The 19,496-nt window shown below is 38.5% G+C and carries 20 protein-coding genes; 6 read left to right on the forward strand and 14 right to left on the reverse strand.

Annotated features, from left to right (window positions below; all coding sequences use genetic code 11):
- Positions 1 to 289 precede the first annotated feature (289 nt).
- Both G6R02_RS10205 and G6R02_RS10210 read right to left on the reverse strand, forming a co-directional pair.
- Entirely contained in the window at positions 290 to 1,354 is a 1,065-nt protein-coding gene (locus G6R02_RS10205; protein WP_164669118.1) for a CAP domain-containing protein, read from the reverse strand.
- Between the two features lie 123 nt (positions 1,355 to 1,477).
- The gene (locus tag G6R02_RS10210) at positions 1,478 to 1,906 is read right to left on the reverse strand and encodes a CBS domain-containing protein (protein ID WP_164669120.1); all 429 of its coding nucleotides are present in this window, start codon (positions 1,904 to 1,906) and stop codon (positions 1,478 to 1,480) included.
- A 153-nt stretch (positions 1,907 to 2,059) separates the two neighbouring features.
- Here G6R02_RS10210 and G6R02_RS10215 point away from each other — a divergent pair, with 153 nt between their 5' ends.
- Positions 2,060 to 2,425 (forward strand): YugN family protein, encoded by a 366-nt coding sequence (locus G6R02_RS10215; protein ID WP_164669122.1) that lies wholly within the window; start codon positions 2,060 to 2,062, stop codon positions 2,423 to 2,425.
- Positions 2,426 to 2,661: 236 nt separating this feature from the next.
- Positions 2,662 to 3,720 (forward strand): sporulation integral membrane protein YtvI, encoded by a 1,059-nt coding sequence (ytvI, locus tag G6R02_RS10220; protein ID WP_164669124.1) that lies wholly within the window; start codon positions 2,662 to 2,664, stop codon positions 3,718 to 3,720.
- A 30-nt stretch (positions 3,721 to 3,750) separates the two neighbouring features.
- Here ytvI and G6R02_RS10225 read toward each other — a convergent pair whose 3' ends face one another.
- The 7 genes from G6R02_RS10225 to cyoE all read right to left on the reverse strand — a co-directional run bounded on the left by G6R02_RS10225 (position 3,751) and on the right by cyoE (position 10,302).
- Positions 3,751 to 4,206, reverse strand: a complete 456-nt coding sequence (locus G6R02_RS10225) for a DUF420 domain-containing protein (RefSeq protein ID WP_164669125.1) — start codon at positions 4,204 to 4,206, stop codon at positions 3,751 to 3,753.
- A gap of 65 nt (positions 4,207 to 4,271) precedes the next feature.
- Complete coding sequence (gene ctaG / locus G6R02_RS10230) at positions 4,272 to 5,180, reverse strand: cytochrome c oxidase assembly factor CtaG (protein ID WP_164669127.1); 909 nt, start codon at positions 5,178 to 5,180, stop codon at positions 4,272 to 4,274.
- A gap of 215 nt (positions 5,181 to 5,395) precedes the next feature.
- The gene (ctaF, locus tag G6R02_RS10235; protein ID WP_164669129.1) at positions 5,396 to 5,719 is read right to left on the reverse strand and encodes a cytochrome c oxidase subunit IVB; all 324 of its coding nucleotides are present in this window, start codon (positions 5,717 to 5,719) and stop codon (positions 5,396 to 5,398) included.
- 3 nt (positions 5,720 to 5,722) lie between these two features.
- Positions 5,723 to 6,346 carry a cytochrome (ubi)quinol oxidase subunit III gene (locus G6R02_RS10240; protein WP_164669130.1) on the reverse strand — a complete coding sequence of 208 codons (624 nt, stop codon included), beginning with the start codon at positions 6,344 to 6,346 and terminating at the stop codon, positions 5,723 to 5,725.
- A gap of 1 nt (position 6,347) precedes the next feature.
- Entirely contained in the window at positions 6,348 to 8,201 is a 1,854-nt protein-coding gene (gene ctaD / locus G6R02_RS10245; RefSeq protein ID WP_164669132.1) for a cytochrome c oxidase subunit I, read from the reverse strand.
- A gap of 51 nt (positions 8,202 to 8,252) precedes the next feature.
- Complete coding sequence (coxB, locus tag G6R02_RS10250) at positions 8,253 to 9,305, reverse strand: cytochrome c oxidase subunit II (RefSeq protein ID WP_164669134.1); 1,053 nt, start codon at positions 9,303 to 9,305, stop codon at positions 8,253 to 8,255.
- 61 nt (positions 9,306 to 9,366) lie between these two features.
- Positions 9,367 to 10,302 carry a heme o synthase gene (gene cyoE, locus G6R02_RS10255; protein WP_281347104.1) on the reverse strand — a complete coding sequence of 312 codons (936 nt, stop codon included), beginning with the start codon at positions 10,300 to 10,302 and terminating at the stop codon, positions 9,367 to 9,369.
- Between the two features lie 502 nt (positions 10,303 to 10,804).
- Between cyoE and G6R02_RS10260 the strand changes: the two genes are divergently transcribed.
- Complete coding sequence (locus G6R02_RS10260) at positions 10,805 to 11,722, forward strand: COX15/CtaA family protein (RefSeq protein ID WP_164669136.1); 918 nt, start codon at positions 10,805 to 10,807, stop codon at positions 11,720 to 11,722.
- Between the two features lie 51 nt (positions 11,723 to 11,773).
- Here the strand turns inward: G6R02_RS10260 and pyc are convergent, their stop codons facing one another.
- The 3 genes from pyc to G6R02_RS10275 form a co-directional block, all read right to left on the reverse strand.
- The gene (gene pyc / locus G6R02_RS10265) at positions 11,774 to 15,217 is read right to left on the reverse strand and encodes a pyruvate carboxylase (protein WP_164669138.1); all 3,444 of its coding nucleotides are present in this window, start codon (positions 15,215 to 15,217) and stop codon (positions 11,774 to 11,776) included.
- Positions 15,205 to 16,383 (reverse strand): putative lipid II flippase FtsW, encoded by a 1,179-nt coding sequence (gene ftsW, locus G6R02_RS10270; protein ID WP_164669139.1) that lies wholly within the window; start codon positions 16,381 to 16,383, stop codon positions 15,205 to 15,207. The genes pyc and ftsW overlap by 13 nt, the downstream gene beginning before the upstream one ends.
- A 276-nt stretch (positions 16,384 to 16,659) precedes the next feature.
- Positions 16,660 to 16,941: an Fpa/YlaN family protein gene (locus tag G6R02_RS10275; protein ID WP_164670377.1), complete on the reverse strand. Its 282-nt coding sequence runs from the start codon at positions 16,939 to 16,941 to the stop codon at positions 16,660 to 16,662.
- 161 nt (positions 16,942 to 17,102) lie between these two features.
- Between G6R02_RS10275 and G6R02_RS10280 the strand changes: the two genes are divergently transcribed.
- Positions 17,103 to 17,591: a hypothetical protein gene (locus G6R02_RS10280; RefSeq protein WP_164669142.1), complete on the forward strand. Its 489-nt coding sequence runs from the start codon at positions 17,103 to 17,105 to the stop codon at positions 17,589 to 17,591.
- Between the two features lie 159 nt (positions 17,592 to 17,750).
- On the forward strand, positions 17,751 to 18,356 hold the full coding sequence (locus tag G6R02_RS10285; protein WP_164669144.1) for a YhcN/YlaJ family sporulation lipoprotein: 606 nt from the start codon (positions 17,751 to 17,753) through the stop codon (positions 18,354 to 18,356).
- Positions 18,357 to 18,398: 42 nt separating this feature from the next.
- Here the strand turns inward: G6R02_RS10285 and G6R02_RS10290 are convergent, their stop codons facing one another.
- Positions 18,399 to 18,755, reverse strand: a complete 357-nt coding sequence (locus tag G6R02_RS10290; RefSeq protein ID WP_246202543.1) for a hypothetical protein — start codon at positions 18,753 to 18,755, stop codon at positions 18,399 to 18,401.
- Between the two features lie 74 nt (positions 18,756 to 18,829).
- Here G6R02_RS10290 and G6R02_RS10295 point away from each other — a divergent pair, with 74 nt between their 5' ends.
- On the forward strand, positions 18,830 to 19,033 hold the full coding sequence (locus tag G6R02_RS10295) for a YlaI family protein (protein ID WP_164669145.1): 204 nt from the start codon (positions 18,830 to 18,832) through the stop codon (positions 19,031 to 19,033).
- A gap of 34 nt (positions 19,034 to 19,067) precedes the next feature.
- Here the strand turns inward: G6R02_RS10295 and G6R02_RS10300 are convergent, their stop codons facing one another.
- The gene (locus tag G6R02_RS10300) at positions 19,068 to 19,373 is read right to left on the reverse strand and encodes a YlaH-like family protein (protein ID WP_164669146.1); all 306 of its coding nucleotides are present in this window, start codon (positions 19,371 to 19,373) and stop codon (positions 19,068 to 19,070) included.
- Positions 19,374 to 19,496: the final 123 nt, after the last annotated feature.

The raw sequence follows: 19,496 nt of genomic DNA on the forward strand, positions 1-19,496 counted from the left end.
GGCGCCCGGTTATTGACGTACGAACTGGACTGAGCCGAAGGAGATAAAGGAAACATGACCCTGCATCAGGGGAGCCGTGAGTTGGCCGCAAAGGCCGGTTTTAGTCGGCCTTCCTTTAACCAGTGAATCGATGTTGACTTATCGTACGGAGGTGAGGGAAGTTGCGCTAGTCGCTGGGCGCCGGAACTGGACGTGGCTGATAAGGTTGTCAGTTATTTACTTAACTTACAATCTATACATTTCCCGAGGAAAATAAAAAAACGCATAACGGCATATGCGTTTTGACTATCTATTGTTTTATTAAAAAGTTTTGTGTGTAATAAAAGTGATAAACCCCAACCCCTAAGTGTGTGTAATCATCCTTCAGCAATGCCTTTCGATGTCCTTCACTATTTAACCACCCATGCATTGCCGATGGTGCATCCGGATATTGTGCAGCAATATTCTCCCCTGCTGCCCGATAGAATACTTCTTTAGCAGCCAGCCGTTCTTTCAGCCCCTTCCCATTCAATCCATAATGGGAGAAATAATTATTTTCGGCCATATCTTTACTATGCAAATACGCAACTTCGCTCACTGTTTTATCCCAGTCTAACGGATCTTTCCCATAGTAAGTACGCATAACATTTGTAATGTCAAAAATTTGTTGTTCCATTCCATTTTCTACTTTTGCCCATTGTTTATCAGATAGATTCGGTTGTTTCGGCAAATCACCACGGTACTCCATTTCGTAAGGTCGGTGCTGCAGCAGAATATCAGCAGATACTACACGAATGGATGATAATTTCTTTGTAACGTTATCAAAGTATAACTGCATAAATATGTCATCAGTTAACTTAACTAATGGTCTTGTTTGCAATTCTTCATCGCGGAGACGAAACGTATATGAGGAAAATCCCTGATTATATGTCACTTCATTTTTAAATGAAAATTCATTTTTAACCGCTTCATAATTCTGTCCAATTTTAACCGGTTCCAACGATAAATTTTTCCCAATCGCATAAATCGATTGAACTGTATTATCAATAATTCCAAACTGAATGTACCGCTCATTCTTATTCTTATAAACAAGCCAGTCATACCCGTAAGCACTCTTGTCTTTTCGGACAGGTTCACCAAAAGCTTCAGTAACATCATCTGCTGTTTTGTTTACCCATTGAAAAAGATCCCCATCCAATGGAACTGTGGTACGTTTTTCCGGCACCTGTTTCGTCTCCAGCGTATTTTTCTTCTCCTCAAAAACTCTACTGAAGTCATCAATAGCATGTCCAGGTGTAAAGTTATTTTTCTCGAGAAAGAAATATCCGCCGATAATCACTAAGCATAACAGTACTAAAATTCGTGTTAATCGCATAAACGCTTCCCCTTCTATTTAATCTCTTATAGTCATCTATATGTATAGGAACCCTGTTACATTCTATTATTTAATATAAAACAACCGTATTATAGTCAATACGGTTGTTTTTATTATACTACATTAATGAAGCTCCGGTCTTTCGGAAATTTCACCAAGTGCATCACCGGCCGCTCTATTGGATTTGTCCTCTTTGGATAGATCTCCAAGTGAGACTATACCAACCAGTTTTCCATTATCGACAATTGGTAACCGGCGAATTTGCTCCTGAGCCATTAAATCGGCTGCCTCCTCTACAGAAGTTTCTGGTGAAACATAGTGAAGCCGTTCACTCATTACTTCCTGTACTGTTGTGGTATCCGGCTTTTTCTTAGCATACCCTCTTAAAACTAAATCACGATCAGTGATTACCCCCAGCAAATCACGGTTGTCGGAACATACCGGGATAACCCCAACATTTCTTTCTTTCATTTTTGTTGCAGCTTCATACAACGTGTCTTCTTTTCGACAATATACTAAATCAGTAGTCATAATATTTTGTACTGATCTCATTTTAAGCCTCCTTTGGATAATTAAATTGTCATGCATTATTTTTCCCCAAAGTTAAAATTTCTTTCATTGTTAAATAAAATTCCTTTTTAATTGCAACTTGAGCTTTTTTTTATTATTATAATTATATGAGGACAATTATAAGAGGTGGATAAGATGAAATTAGAAAGTACAGGAATTGAAGATTCTATCGTAGAAGTAAAGCCTTTAGATCGACTTATGGGGAAACATGCCTTTATTCGCGGAGGGCAATGGGATTATGAACGTGTAACATATGATTATAAAATTGATTCCAAAGAAAAAAATATTACATATTATATTCGCATTCAGGGATATGCTGTCGAGGGTGATGTAGATCGTGGAAACGCAGTAATCAAACTGTTAACGCCACTCCTTGGTAAACATTATTATCCGCATGGTGTAGAGTATGGAGAAGAAGAAAATTTCCCGGAAAATCTGGTGGAACGGGCTAAAAACCTTGTAGCTAAAGTAAAAGAAGAAATCGAAATTTATAAAAAATAAAAAACAACTATAAAACCAACTGCTCGACCGTATTTATGAGCGGTTGGTTTTTTTCATAATTTAACTGTTAAAAGATTAATCTTAGTGCTATATTTTATATGTACATATTGCAAAGCAATTTATCATTGTGGCAGAAATTTGAAGCTGATTGTTACTGCTTAATTTATTTTGCCAAAAATGAATTGTGAAAATTCCGTGCTTTCTGAACTTTGGACGAAAGGGGTCATCTAATTAAATTGTTTCAATCTATAACTAAACGCCAATGGACACTTATCTTTCTGGCTATTTTTCTAATATTGGTTCTTTACTTTATACTCCCCGTCTCTGTACCGTTAATAGTAGCACTTGTTACGGCGTTAATTCTTAATCCGCTTGTAAGGTTAATACAGCGAAAAGCGAAAATCAGCAGGAAAGCATCGGTTATCATCGTATTTCTTCTGTTTCTGATTTTCGTCGGAATTTCCGGAACGTTTGTCGTGACAAAAGCAGTTACACAAGTCGTAAATTTTGTAGAAGATATTCCTGAACATTTTCAGGAATTAAACGAAATTTATGAGGGGTGGGAAACCAATTTTGAAAAATATACAGAAAACCTGCCATCAGAATTTTACAATCAGGTCACAACTGCTATTGAGTCTCAGCTTACAACACTGAGTAATGCTGCAAAAGAAAAAATAACAATCGAGCGGATTGCACAAATCTTTGCTCAAATACCACAGTATTTGATCAGTTTCCTTGTTTACCTGATTGCACTATTTTTATTTATGCTTGAATTGCCTTTACTTAAAGCTAAACTATATAATTTGATGACGAAGGAAACAGCAGAAAAAGTAACCTTCATGAACAGAAGACTTTCAGACGTCATTCTTGGATTTTTCAAAGCACAATTTCTCGTAAGTATTATAATATTCCTGGTTACACTATTGGGGTTATTTTTAATCACTCCGGATGTAGCTATTATTATGTCATTGATTATTTGGCTGATTGACTTTATTCCGATTATAGGTTCAATTGCTATTCTTGGACCATGGTCACTGTTTGCATTTATAGCAGGTGAAACTGTACTAGGGATTAAGTTGGCTGTACTCGCAATTATTCTGCTTGCGATACGAAGAACGGTCGAACCGAAAGTGATGGGGCAGCATATCGGCTTATCACCACTGGCAACACTGATTGCCATGTTTCTTGGGGTAAAATTGCTGGGATTACTCGGGTTTATTCTGGGGCCATTATTCCTGATTGCGTTTAATTCGGCAAGAGAAGCTGGAATTATTAAATGGAGTACAAAATTATAAAGTGTGCGGATATAATGTCCGCACACTTTTTTATCCACCCAATATTGCTTTAATCATACTTGTTGTCGTTCCACCATCATATATAATGTACAGAAACAGGTACACCATTACTCCAGTTATGGCACTGAAAAACCAGATCACACTTGTAATTGGACCAAGCTTTCTGTGAATCTTTATTTTGCGCTTTAACGCTAAAGTAATGGTAACTACACCAAAAATTGCCCCGGTTGTAGCCAGGATAATATGAAAGATTAAAAAGATGGTATAGTAAATCTCAATATCCTCCGGCCCGCCAAAGCTGGTGTTTCCGATAAATGCAGTACGGGAAACATAAATGATAAAAAAGATAAGGGCACTGATAGCAGCGGAAACCATTGTCTTTTTATGTGCTTTTGCGTTTCCTTTGATGATAAATCTCCATCCGACTGCTACCAGAATTGCACTAACTATTATAAAAAATGTACTTAACGTCGGTAAAAACGGCATACATATACGATTCCTTTCTATTTAGGAGCTGAAGAGCATGAACCTTTGCGATTCATGCTCTTATTTTAATTCTGCTCGCTTGGGTTTGTCGCAGGAAGTGGATCGACCCGTAAACTTTCCCGGGTAAACCAGCCAAAGAAAATCTTCGCCAATATGACACCATACGTAATTTCCTGCATTATTTTCATAATAATACCACCAAGTTGCTGGTCCTCCATCGTGGACATCGGTGAAAACATTTCAGGACCTGAAATTGCAGGTGCCAAACCCTGTAATACACCGCTTGGCACACATAAAGCCAACGCTTGCATCCAAGCCCCGTCCTGGGTATAAGTTGCGTATACTGGAACATTAGCGAAGATAATCAATACACACGCCGGTGTAATCAAAACACCGTTTGCGAATATATAAAATATTTTTCCCAGAGGAGGCATACGGTCAAACTCTTTTAAAGGTGTCAATATAGGCCACCATACAATAAACGCAGCAATTAAAATGACTACCGAAATAGACGAATGCGCTAGTTGTGATGATTTGGCAAAATTAAATATAGCCGGCAGATGATAAAGGGAAAACAGTGTATTAAATAACAATAGCGAAATAAGCGGTTTCGAAAAGAACTTAACAATAGGTTTCACTATTGGTCTAAGAACAATTTTTTCCCATAACCATGTTGGAATACCCTTTATAATAAATATCGGGAATATCAAATAATAGATTGCCATCTGAACCATATGAGTCGTCAGCATAATATGTGTAAGCAGGTCTATTGGTGATCCTTTGACTGCATACAATAATACTAGTGCTATATAAAAAAAGGTTTGCTGCTTTTTGGAAGGCTTTTCTCCCCCGCCAAATTTATGACGGTATGGCCCGGTAATTAAAAAATATAGAAGAGCAAGTCCTAATACGAATAATAGATAATAAGGACTCCATAAAGCCCGAAAACCAAAAATCTGTAATTCCAGCCACATAATAACTCACTCCAAAAATCAATTATAGTTCACATTATAACGCAATTTATTATCAATTACACATTGGTAATGTGACAATTTAAAAACAATAGCACAATCGCAGGGTTAGCCTGGCTTGTGATGACGTAACAGCAACGAATATTATTTTACCTGAATTTAATATAACCAGTACAAAAAAAGAAGATCGGGAATAGCTCCCGATCATTTTGTAATGATTACCACCATGTGATTACTCCTAATGCTGCCAGAGTCAGCAATGCTGCCCAAATTCCTCCGTACATCATGAAGGATGCCATTTCATGTCCTTTATCTTTCATGTGCATGAAGTAATAAAACTGAAATGCCACCTGAATAATTGCCAGGATTAGCAGCACTGGTATAACAAACATTTTTTGCATTGCGCCAGTCGCCACAATTACAAATGCAATGATTGTAAATATAATCATCAATGCAAATGTAATAAGCTGTTTTTGCATTTCCTCTTTATTCTTTTGTTTTTGGAATGGATTTACTTCATTGGAATTGGTGTTCTCAGCCATCAATTAACCCACCTTTCCCATTAAGTATACAACTGTAAAGATGAATACCCATACAACGTCGATAAAGTGCCAGTATAAACTGAATGTATAGAACTTAGGAGCGTTGTACAAGTTTAGACCTCGTTTAGCATTACGAAGCATCAGTCCCAGCAGCCACACAAGGCCAAATGTAACGTGCCCCCCGTGAAAGCCGACTAATGTGTAAAATGCTGAGCCGAATGCTGATGAGCGGAAAGTGAATCCGTACTCATGAATATAGTGTGTAAACTCATAAAGCTCACAACCTAAGAATCCAAAGCCAAGAAGTGCTGTAATCCCCAGCCACAGTTGCATTTTTTTATAGTCATTATTTTTCATGTGGTACATTGCATATACGCTCGTCAATGAACTTGTAAGCAATAGGATTGTCATTATAAAAACCAGTTCCAATCCAAATAGTTCATTTGACGTTGGTCCACCAGCTGTCGAATTTCTCAGGGCAATGTATGTTCCAAACAGACTTGCAAAAAGAACTGTTTCACCACCGAGGAAGAACCATAACCCGAGAAATTTATTTTTTCCTTCAAGCGTAGCCTTTTCAGGTTCGTTTGGCATTGTTTCCGGATTTAAGGAATGATCTTGACTCATCTTAGTCAGCCTCCCTTTCTAGTTCTTCTTTCGTTATGTGGTAGCCATGATCGTCTTTCAGTGATCTGATTAACATACACCCAAGTAACATAGCCATACCGCCGAATAATGGAATGTATGCCCAATCATAATCAACCTGGAAGATGAAACCAAATCCTGCGATGAATAAACCGAAAGACATCAAGAATGGCAGGATTGATCCATTTGGCATATGAATGTCACCCAATGGTTCTGCCGGTGTCAATTCGCCTTTACCTTCCATCTTCTCAATCCAAAGCGGATCCAACCCACGAATAAGCGGTGTTTGCTTAAAGTTATAGTGAGCAGGCGGTGAAGCTGTTGCCCATTCTGGTGTACGTCCATCCCATGGGTCATTGCCTGGGCGTTCTCCTTTAACCGCTGTGAATACAATATTATAGAAGAAAATTATAACAGCGATTGCCATAAAGAATGCTCCAATTGTACTAATCAGGTTACCTGTATCCAATCCCTGATCCTCCAGGAATACCCAGTAACGACGCGGCATCCCCATCAGTCCAAGGAAATGCTGGATAAAGAAAGTTAAATGAAAACCAATCAGGAATAACCAAAAAGTTAATTTACCAAGTTTTTCATTAAGAATCCGCCCAAACATCTTAGGCCACCAGTAATGCAGACCTGCAAAAATACCAAATACCGTACCACCAACGATTACGTAGTGAAAGTGGGCTACGACGAAGTAAGTATCATGATATTGGTAGTCAGCAACAACAGATGCAACCATTACACCCGTCATACCTCCAATGGTGAATGTCGGAATGAAGCCTAATGCCCACAGTACGGCGGAATTTATTTGTAAACTTCCACCCCAAAGAGTTGCCAGCCAGTTAAATATTTTTATCCCTGTAGGTACCGCAATTGCCATTGTTGCAATCGCAAAGATTGAGTTAGCTACAGGTCCCAAACCAACTGTAAACATATGGTGAGCCCAAACCATGAAACCTAAGAAAGCAATTAACATGGTTGCGAAAACCATTGCTGTGTATCCAAATAAGCGCTTTTTAGCAAATGTAGCGAATACATCACTAAATATACCAAACGCTGGAAGTATCAAAATATAAACTTCCGGGTGACCGAAAATCCAGAATAAATGCTGCCAGATAATCGCGTTACCACCCAACGACACATCGAAAAATGCTGATCCAAACATCCGGTCAAACATAAGCAGGAATAACCCGATTGTTAATGCCGGAAAAGCAAATAAAATCAATATACTTGTAATAAATGTTGTCCATGAGAATAATGGCATACGCATATACGTCATTCCTGGTGCACGCATATTAACAATTGTTACCAGGAAGTTAATACCACCAATAAGCGTTCCTGCACCTGATATCTGAAGCCCGATTACATAGAAGTCAACTCCATGCCCGGGCGATGTGGTTGACAACGGGGCATATCCAGTCCAGCCCGCATCAGGAGCACCACCCAGAAACCAACTGCAGTTTAAAATAAGTCCACCGAACATAAACAGCCAAAATCCCAATGAATTTAAAAATGGAAAAGCAACGTCTCGTGCTCCTATTTGTAATGGCATGGCTGCGTTCATTAATCCAAGCAATAACGGCATGGCCGCAAGAAATATCATAGTCGTTCCATGCATTGTCAGAACTTCATTATACAAACCTGCGCTGACAAAATCATTTTCAGGTTTGATTAATTGAATACGTATAACCATAGCTTCCAGACCGCCGAGCAGGAAAAAGAAACCACCACCGAACAGATACAAATGTGCAATTTTCTTGTGGTCCACAGTGGTTAAGTAATCCCATAGCACAGCGCCGAAGCCTCTCTTTTGAGTAGCTGCAATACTCACGACTAAACCTCCCTTTTACAATTTACATCCCTTGTTGTTTATGTGTTTTTATTAATTACCTGCACTCTCAGGTGTGATTTCAGAAGGTTGTAATTGCATTAGGTACTCTGCAATCTTACCAGCTTCTTCTTCTGAAACTTCAGGATAATTACCTGTCATTTTATTTCCTGGCTTAATGGATTCAGGATCGGTAATCCACTGAACCATGTTCTCTTTTGTCATATCTTCTACACCGGCAAGTGTAGAACGGCTGCCAAAATTAGTAAGGTTTGGACCAACCTGTACCGGCGATGAACCAATGGCGTGACAGCCCATACAGTTCTTCTCCTGGAATAATGCCTGACCTTCCTGTGCTATTGCATCCTGTGGCTGTGCTTTCGGATCAACATTTTGCATGTCCTCTACCCACTGATCAAACTCTTCCTGGCTAACTGCAATCACTTTAAAGTCCATTAGTGAGTGGGAAGGGCCACAAAGCTCAGCACATTTACCCCAGTATACGCCTTCTTCAAATGCTTCAATAAACATCGTATTTTCGTTCTCAGGGTTAACATCCATTTTCCCTGAAATAGAAGGTACCCACAGTGAGTGGATTACATCTGAAGACTTCATGTTTAAATATACTTTCTGATCTACCGGAATGTATAAATCCTGGCTTGTTTGAATTTCTTTTCCATTATAGTTGAAATGCCACCAGTATTGGTTACCGGTAACCTGAATATTCAAGCCATCACTTGCACCTTTTTCATCTGCTAAATCAAATGTGGCAGTAACAGTAGGCACAGCAATAATTATTAATAGGATTATTGGAATTACTGTCCAAACTGTCTCAAGTGTCTTATTGCCTTCAACTTGTTTTGGAATGTAGTCTTCTTGACCTTTTTTCCTGCGATAACGCAGTAAAACTGTAACATAAATAACTACTACAATAAGTAAGACAAACAACATGACAACGGTTGAAAGAATTATTAAATCCATTGCAGTTTGTGCACCATAACCTTCTGGCTTCAGGGCAGATAAATTCTCTTTACCACACGCTGAAAGAATAAGCGCTACTAAGCCTAACAGAAACAATGCCTTGAATTTTCCCATCCAGCCTTTCATGTATTTATACCTCTCTTTCTCTTTGTAAGTTCCTTATATTTTAATTAAAGTAAGGACCAGCTTAACTAAAGGGCAGTTCAAGCGTCACGACAACCATCAGCAAAAACAGGATGGTTAAGTAATTTAAGGAATAGATGAATATCATGTTTGCCCATTTCAAATCATCCTTCATGAAAAACCCGCCAATACCCAAAGCCAGCCATCCAACATTGAGTAAAGAAGCGATAATCATAAATGTTGTTCCTAAAGCTGCAAGAAAAAATGGTAATGGCAGTAAGCATGCTATATAGACAACAATTTGCCGCTTTGTTATTTCAAAGCCATGTACAACAGGTAACATTGGAATTCCTGCAGTTGCATATTCCTTGGATTTTTTCATTGCCAGTGCAAGGAAATGTGGGGTTTGCCATATGAACATGATAAGAAACAATACAGCCGCTACCAAGTGCAGTTCAGGATTGATGGCCGCCCATCCAATTAAAGGCGGTACCGCTCCGGAAAAACTGCCTATTGCTGTGTTCAGGGTATATCTGCGTTTTGACCACATTGTATACAGTACCACGTATGTAAACCAGCCGAAAAATGCAATTACAGCCGCTTCTATTGTCGTAAACAATAAAAGAATTAATCCCAATGCGGTAGATGAAATACCCATAACAAGAACACTATTTAATGAAATATTCCCCGTGACTGTCGGTCGTTTCTTTGTTCTCGACATAACAGGATCAATATCGACATCATACCAATTATTCATGATACATCCGCCAGCAATCACTAGTGCTGTACCTGCCATAGTCAATAGAAAAACATCCCAGTTGGCAGCAAATGCAGTATTGGTGAAATATAAAGCCAGCCAAAAACCGGCAAATGTCGTGATCAGATTGGAATTAACAATTCCTACTTTGATAAGTGCTTTTAAGTCTGCAAATAAAGATGTATCTTTTACTGCAGCTGATTTACCTATTAGAGGTGAAGAAGTTGTCTCCACTTTGTTCATTCCATATATCCCCCCTTCAAACCCAACAAAAAGGCACATAATAAATTCCAAGTATACCATTTAGCATACCAAAGAACTCTCAAAACTATCCTACAAATTATCCTAATTGTATCATGGAATTGAAATTCAATCTATTTACTGCATTCCAAATTTTACTTTTTATAAGACCGCCAAATGTGACAAATTTGTGAAATCGCGACCTAAAATAAAATGAAAGGCTGTAAAAGCCTTTATCAAGTAAAATAATATATGCAGATTTCCCATGAGAATAGGCACAATGATATGAAGCTTAGCAAATATCCCCTACAATATTTCTAGCAAACAACGCTCAACAATGCAAGAGTTTTTTATTTTTTTATAGTGAAAATAGTAATAAATCGTGATAAGATGACAATTGTGTGTTTTTTGCTATGTTTTCAGTATTTTTCATTGCTCTGTTACGATAGAAGTATTAATATAATTCTATTGAGATTATTTACACATAAAAGTGAGGCAGTATTATATGATTAAGACGCTAAAGTGGCTATCTGTAGTATCGACGATAGGCATGGTATTTGTATTAATTGGCGGAGCTCTTGTTACTAAGACTGAATCTGGTATGGGTTGTGGTGCAAGCTGGCCGTTATGCCACGGTCAATTTTTACCATCTGAAATCAATCCTGAACTCGTTATCGAACTTAGTCATCGTATGATATCAGGAATTATGGGTATTACGGTTTTAGCATTATCCATATTGTCCTGGAAATACTACGGGCACATCCGTGAAGTGAAATTCCTGGCATTTTTATCATCATTCTTCTTAATTCTGCAGGCACTGATCGGTGCGGCTGCAGTAATTTGGAATCAATCAGATTTTGTTTTGGCAACACATTTCGGTATTTCACTTATATCATTTGCAGCTATTTTTCTGCTTATGCTGTTAATATTTGAAATCGATACAAAATTTGATGCGGAATCATTAATTATTCAAAAGAAACACCGAATCCAAATATATGCCCTTACAATATATACTTTAATAGTTGTATACACCGGTGCATTGGTTCGGCACGCGAATTCAAGTATGGTATGTGGCAGTTGGCCATTCTGTTCTAATGATGCACCTCTTGCACTTGCTGATTATAATTTCCAGCAATGGATTCAGATGAGTCACAGACTCGCTGCTGGTATATTATTCATTTGGACGATTGTACTATTTATAAATATTATGACAAATTATCGAAGAAATCGTGTCATGTTCTGGGGCTGGATAACTACTGTTTCACTTATCATTCTTCAAGTGCTGTTGGGAGCTTTGATTATTTTTACAATGCTGAACCTTTGGATTGCGTTACTTCATGCATTCGTAATATCCTGCTACTTTGCAATGTTAAGCTACTTTATATTATTATCCACCAGAAGTGCCAGAAACGAAAAAAGATAATGGAAACAATCCAGTTTCCATTATCTTTTTTTATTTTGTTGATTCCTTTTTTTATTCAAATTCAATTAACAAATCATTGACCGCAATCTCTTCTCCACTTTTCACATGTATGTCCTTAATAACACCGGTAAATGGAGCCTGCACGGTAGTTTCCATCTTCATTGCTTCAGTAATTAATAAGTGATCCCCTTTATTTACTTTTTGACCTTTTTCACTAATAACATCAACTACAGTCCCGGGCATTGTTGCACCAATATGTTTATTGTTGCCTTTATCAACTTTTGGTTTTGTCGCAATTTGTGATTGGACACTTTCATCTTTGACAACAACTTCTCTTGATTGACCATTGAGTTCAAAGTAAATGACACGCGTCCCGTCAGAAGCTACTTCAGAAATTGATACAAGTTTTACATGCAATGTTTTTCCCTGTTCAATTTCCACTTCAATCTCTTCTCCAAGCTTCATTCCATAGAAAAATGTTAACGTATCCAGCACAGACATATCGCCATATGTTTCCTGGAACCTGTGATAATCCATAAATACTTTTGGATAAAGCGCATATGAAATCATATCAAAGCTCGTTACCTGTCGATCAAGTGTTTTAAACAGCGTTTCCTTTAATTGTTTGAAATCAACGGGATCCAACAGTTCACCCGGGCGTACAGTAATATGTTCTTTTCCCTTTAAAATAATTCGCTGAAGCTCCTGTGGAAACCCTTGATATGGCTGACCGATATATCCTTGAGCAAATTCGATTACAGACGCAGGAAAATCAATCGACTCGCCCCGTTCATAGATATCGTCCTCAGTCAAATTATTCTGGACCATAAACAGCGTCATATCCCCTACCACTTTTGAGGAAGGTGTCACCTTGATAATATCACCAAACATATCATTCACTCGTCTGAACATTGCTTTGACTTCATTCCAGCGATTTTCCAATCCGACCGCTTTCGCCTGTTGTTTTAAATTACTGTATTGTCCGCCAGGCATCTCATGAAAATAAATTTCTGTATGTGGAGCTTTCATGCCACTTTCAAAATCCTGATAATAAACTCTGATTCCTTCCCAATAATGGGATAGCTTTTCATATGAATCAATATTAAACTTCGGCTGACGTTCCTTCCCTTCCAATGCATGATACAATGTTTGAGCACTTGGCTGTGATGTCATTCCCGCCATTGGACCGTTAGCAACATCGACGACATCCACTCCAGCATCAATAGCTCTGGCATACATATAAATACCATTTCCGCTTGTGTCATGTGTATGCAAATGAACAGGAATATCAATCGTTTCTTTCAGGGTTGAAATCAATTGATAAGCAGCTTCAGGCTTTAACAGTCCTGCCATATCTTTAATACCCAGAATATGTGCTCCTGACTGCTCCAACTCCTTTGCAAGATTTGTATAGTAATTAATGTCATATTTCGATCGTCCGGCATCTAGAATATCCCCTGTATAACACATCGATGCTTCAGCTATTTTATTATTTTCCCGGACTGCCGCGATTGCTGGTTTCATCCCATCGAGCCAATTCAGACTGTCAAAAATCCGGAATACATCAATACCGGCAGTCGCGCTTTTCTCAACAAACTCATTAATGAGGTTGTCCGGATAGTTTTTGTAGCCAACCGCGTTACTCGCACGCAATAGCATCTGAAATAATACATTGGGCATTTTCTCACGCAGCTTTAATAACCGCTGCCACGGATTTTCCTTCAGAAAGCGATATGCTACATCAAATGTCGCTCCCCCCCACATTTCAACAGAAAAGAGCTGTGGCAGAAGGCGGGCAGTCGGTTCAGCAATCTGCAGTAAATCTTTTGTTCTGACTCGCGTTGCCAGTAATGATTGGTGTGCATCACGAAAAGTAGTATCGGTCAGCATCACTTTTTTCTGTTCTTTTAACCAGTTTGCCAGGTAATCCGGACCATGCTCATCCAGAATCTGTTTTGTACCGGCTGGTATATCCTTTGACTTGTCGATTTTAGGTATAATCGGTTGCGCCAGGGCTGGTTTTCTCTGTTTATTGATACCTTCAAAACCATTTACTGTTGTATGACCTATATAAGTAAGCATTTTTGTTCCACGGTCTTTCCGTTTCGGGAACACAAAAAGCTCCGGCGTTTGATCAATAAATGTCGTAGTGTACTGACCAGATAAAAATTGACTATGCAATATAACATTTTCCAGAAATGGAATATTCGTTTTGATACCGCGTATCCGGAATTCTTTTAAATTTCTGACCATTTTTTGTGCAGCTTGCTCAAAAGTCAGAGCCCATGTCGAGACCTTAACCAGGAGTGAATCATAATGCGGTGAAATGACTGCACCCTGGAATCCGTTACCCGCATCCAGTCGTACACCAAAACCCCCGCCTGTACGATAAGCCATTATTTTACCAGTATCAGGCATGAAATTATTTAATGGATCCTCTGTAGTTACCCTCGATTGAATGGCAAAGCCATTTGTTGTAATGTCTTTCTGCTGTGGAATTCCAATTGATTGTTTATGAATATTTTGTCCTTCTGCAATCTTTAGCTGTGTCTGGACAATATCAACGCCTGTTATCATTTCTGTAATGGTGTGTTCCACCTGTACACGCGGATTAACCTCAATAAAATAAAAGGAATCATCTGTCACTAAAAATTCCACTGTTCCCGCGTTAAGATAATCTACGTTTTTCATCAGGTTAACTGCGGCCTCACATATCTCAAACCGCAGCTTCTCTGGTAAAGAAACACTTGGTGCTGCCTCTACAACTTTTTGATGTCGCCGTTGAACTGAACAGTCACGTTCAAACAAATGAACAATGTTTCCATGTTGGTCACCAATGATTTGAACCTCGATATGCTTCGGATTTTCGATTAACTTTTCAACATAAACATCATCACTGCCAAATGCCGCACGAGCCTCTGATTTTGCACGGTCATACGCTTCCTCCAGACTGCTCTCATTACGAACAATACGCATACCGCGTCCGCCGCCGCCAAGAGAAGCTTTAATTATGATTGGATAACCGTGTTTTTCTCCAAATTCATATACTTCTTTCAGCGATGAAACAGGTCCATCAGTTCCGGGGATTACCGGAAGTCCCGCATTTATCGCCTGTGTCCTCGCCTTAACTTTATCACCGAACATATTTAAGTGCTCGCTTGTTGGGCCAATAAAAATGATTCCTTCTTCTTCACAGCGTTTTGCGAATTCGATATTCTCGGAAAGAAAACCATACCCTGGATGAATTGCATCAACCCCGACACGTTTGGCAAGTTCAATAATCCCCTCTATATCAAGGTATGCATCAATCGGCTTTTTACCCTCACCAATAAGATAAGCTTCATCTGCTTTATAACGATGATATGAGCCAATATCTTCTTTGGAATATACCGCAACAGTCCGGATATTCAATTCCGTACACGCCCTGAAAACACGTATGGCAATCTCGCCACGATTTGCTACTAATACTTTGTTTATACGATTTACTTCACCCATTTTTTTCCTCCTCTATTATCTATCTCATTCACTTCACTTGAATTCACAGGTACAGGTTCCTGTTCTTTCTGTTTCACTGATTTTGCAACATTGTTCATAATCCCCATTGCAACCATCATAACCAGAAGTGAAGACCCGCCATAACTTACAAACGGCAGTGGAACCCCGGTGATTGGAAGAAGACCACTAATTGCCCCAAGGTTAATAAAAGCCTGGACACCAACCATAGCTGATATCCCTATTGCAAGTAATGCACCAAAACTGTCGGAAGACTTCCTGGATATAAAGAATCCTCGTAATACAATTATTGCGAGCATTCCAACAACTATGACAACACCGGCAAAACCCAGTTCTTCAGCGATTACTGCCATGATGAAGTCAGTATGGGCCTCCCCCAGGTAACCAAGTTTTTGCACACTTTGACCAAGCCCCTCACCGGTTATTCCTCCACCGCCAATAGCCAAATAGGATTGGATTAATTGATAACCATCTGTATCCGGTGTTTCAAAAGGCTGGTATGCACCGGTAAATCTTGCAATGCGTTCATCGGTTACCATACTTGGAATTGCAAAAGCAACTAACGCTATCCCAATTATAACGAGAATAAGCAGATGCTTAAACCGTATTCCGGAACTGAATATAACTGAGCAGGCAATAAGAAAAATAATAGCTGCTGTTCCGACGTCCGGCTGCATCATAATCAGGCCTAAAATGATAGCTGTCAAAATTAACGGAGGAACTACACCTTTTTTAAATTCATTAATATAAGCTTGTTTTTTTGAATAAATTGCAGCCAAATAAATAATCAGTCCCAATTTAGCAAACTCTGCCGGCTGCAGACTGGCAAAACCAAAATCATACCATGACTTGGCATAATTAACTTCTTCTCCGAATATCAAAACACCAACCAATAATGCCAGGACAGCCAATGTAATCACTTTAATTAACTTTTGGTAATACTTGTATGGAAAAACGCTCGTCACAGCAAATCCTACAAGTGACAGGCAAAACCACTGGGATTGCTTAACCAGATAATATGTACTTTCTTTGCCGTCCACAACAGCTGTTACCATACTGGCACTGTAAACCATTACTATCCCAAACGCCGCCAGCAATATTGGTGTGATCATTAGCGAAAAATCATAATCCTTTAATTTCTTTATCATCATACTTCCCCTCGGCATATGTAGTAATCGCAACGGATGAAATAGAAATTTTAATTAGTATAACATATTTTCGGTAATAGCGTGCATCATTTTTTCACCGCGTTACTGTTCATATAAAGTTCGTGTTCAAAAAGGAGGATAAAAAGGACCGTCCGGCGAAATTCGCGACGTCCTGTGGGTTGAAAATGACTTTTTGAAACAACCTCTTAAATAAAAAAACCTTGCCATTATCCACTATCAGGCAAAGTTTTTGCTAACTTGTAACATGACATGACATTACACTGAATTCTGTGCTGCTTCATGTAATATATTTAACTGCCTTTCCAAATTCTCGAGAAGTGCTTTACCTTCATTTTCGCTGATCAGGTTCAAACGCACAGCAAAATCGATCTCCCTTGAAAGACCAAACATTTGTGTATCCAGAACCTCTTCATAAAGAGGACATTGCGGCATTGTTAAATTCTCAATCTGAACTTCTATTAGCCTTAATATCTTATCAGCATCAGCCTTTAGAAGGGCATAGGCTTTTTCACGATGAGTTTCAGTCACCTCAGGAATCAATTATATCCCCTCCGTTAAAAAGACTTTCTTCTATTACATATTATCGTTTGCACCGTGAAAATGCAAATAAAAATAAAATATATCCAATCTTTTTATAATGAAAAATTTTAGCATGTCTGCTATTCTTGGTAAAGACACATTAAGAAAGGTGGCAGAACATGATAGTACCAATAACCGGAAATGTTACATATACGATTACACTGGATCCTACAGCATGGATCTTTGATGACCGCAAAATACTTTTGGATGAAGCTTTTACAGAGCAGACAGCAGAAACTGATGCAGAGAATGAGGTTGAAGAAGCATCCAAACGGTGGGAACGGGCAGTCAAAAAGCCAAACCTCAATTCAAACGGAAATAAGGGAATTCCCCGTTCCGAGCGGGAAGAAATTCTTTCCAGTTCCTATGTGATGCCGATCAGCAATTTTGTTGACTATGCAGAAGTAAATGGTGATGCTGAAGATGTCACACTCGAAACAAGTGATGGAGACGTCCGCATTTCACTTGAGGAACTGCAAAAATGTTATCTGCAGTTTTCACTCAACGGTAAGCCGTTAAAAGAGGACGGACCGGTATATTTCTTTTATCGCGATGGTTCCAATAAAGATAATCCTGTTAAAGGAATAAAGAAAATAGTTATAAACTGAATAAATGAAGGCTGTTTACATTCTCAAATATAAACAGCTTTTTTTATTTGTGCAGGTTTTGTAAAAGAGGACCTTTTACATTTGTTCGTATAATTTACTATTTTCAATCCAAAATAATAAGACAGTAATTCCGGTTGTACATTTAAAGGAGGAGTACACATGTTGTTACGTCTAGGGATACTGTCTTTACTAAGCTTTTCACTGTTAATTGGATGTCAGCAAAACGATAATGAACAATCCTTGCCAAATGAAGATCGAAACAATAATAACCGAATTATCCAGGTGGAAGATTCCAATCCTGTAAAAAGGAAAAATCCTTCAAATGAAGAAATTGCCGACCACCTGGCAAATGTTGCTGGTGATGTACCTAATGTAATGGATGCCACGTCCGTCGTAGCAGGTCCGTATGCAGTCGTCGGTATAAACGTGGACAAGGATTTGGATCGTTCTCGTGTTGGAACAATAAAGTATTCGGTTTTGGAAGCATTACAACATGATCCATATGGGAAAACAGCAGTAGTTGTCGCTGATGGAGATGTGGTTGAAAGAATTCGCATGATGGGAAACAAGATTAGCCAAGGTCATCCTGTACAAGGCGTAGTGGACGAGTTATCTGCTATTGTAGGCCGGTATATGCCTGATTTTCCAATCAACGAAGATCAGCCGCAGCAACCGGACCAAAATAAGGAACTGTTGCCGGAAAAAGACGAGAAAAAGTTGGATGACATTGAAGAAGATCAATCAAATAATAAAAATAATGAGTAATTACAAAGGTGCTTCACGATCATAACCGGAAGCACCTTTCGTTTATTTATTCTTTTCTTTCACCTCATTATAATACTTCACTCCAAATTGCGATCCCTCAGACACCATTTTTGAATTCTCCAGCTGTGCGGCATCTTTATTTGGTGCCTGATCCGGAACCCCCGCATCTTCAAATGTTGAATTCTCTTGATTGCTATTTTTCATTTTATCTACTGCAAGTTGCGCCTTTTCCTTAAGTTTGTTTCTGTTTCCTTCATTTCTCAATAAGTACCCTGCAGCTCCTGCTCCGATTGCCCCAACCGCAGAAGCGAGATATCTTTTTTTCATCGAATCGCCCTTTCCATCGAGATTATTAATATAATTTGTAATAATATTCCCCATCATTTTCATGTTAAACATTGAGCGGTCTCTTTTATACAAATGAATGTCATGTTATAGTTATAGGACAGAAGCCTAATTTAAGAGGTGAAAATATGCAAGTCAAATGTGTACTTTGTGATACTGTTGAAAATATTGAAGATGATTCATTACAAGCTAAAAGATTGAGAAATCGTAAAATCCATATGTTTTTATGTCAGGAATGCTACGATCGAATATACAATAAAACACAGAAAAGACATGCAACAGGAAACTTTCGCTTGTATGAACAAAAGAAGAAAAAGAAAGATTTAATATAAGAGAAACTCCCCGGCATTGGGGAGTTTTTTTATATTAGGATTCCTTTTTCTTTTTCCTTTCCTGGTGTAACCTGAAACGATAAATACCAAGAACTATCGACATAATAATTAAGCTCTCTGTAATCGGATAACCGACTACACTGAAAAACGTTATGATGATTGAACCAAATGCTAACATTATGTATACCAGTACCGATTTTAAAATTGGTAATTGCCGGGCAAATCCTAACTTATATGCAATTGCTGCAAAAATTAAATTCAGGACATAAAAGATTGCCAGCTCATGTCCATGAAAGTTCTCTACTAAAAAGTCATAAAGTAAACTGAAGTTTGTATTCATCCATATCCTCCATTACCCTAATACATTAAACTCTTTTTCTATCATACTAAATCCTCCCTCTGCACGCTAGTTAAAAAATCGTCAATTTTTGAACATTATTGGAATTTCATATATACTAGTTCA

The organism is Virgibacillus doumboii (genome assembly GCF_902806455.1).
GTDB lineage: Bacteria > Bacillota > Bacilli > Bacillales > Amphibacillaceae > Lentibacillus > Lentibacillus doumboii.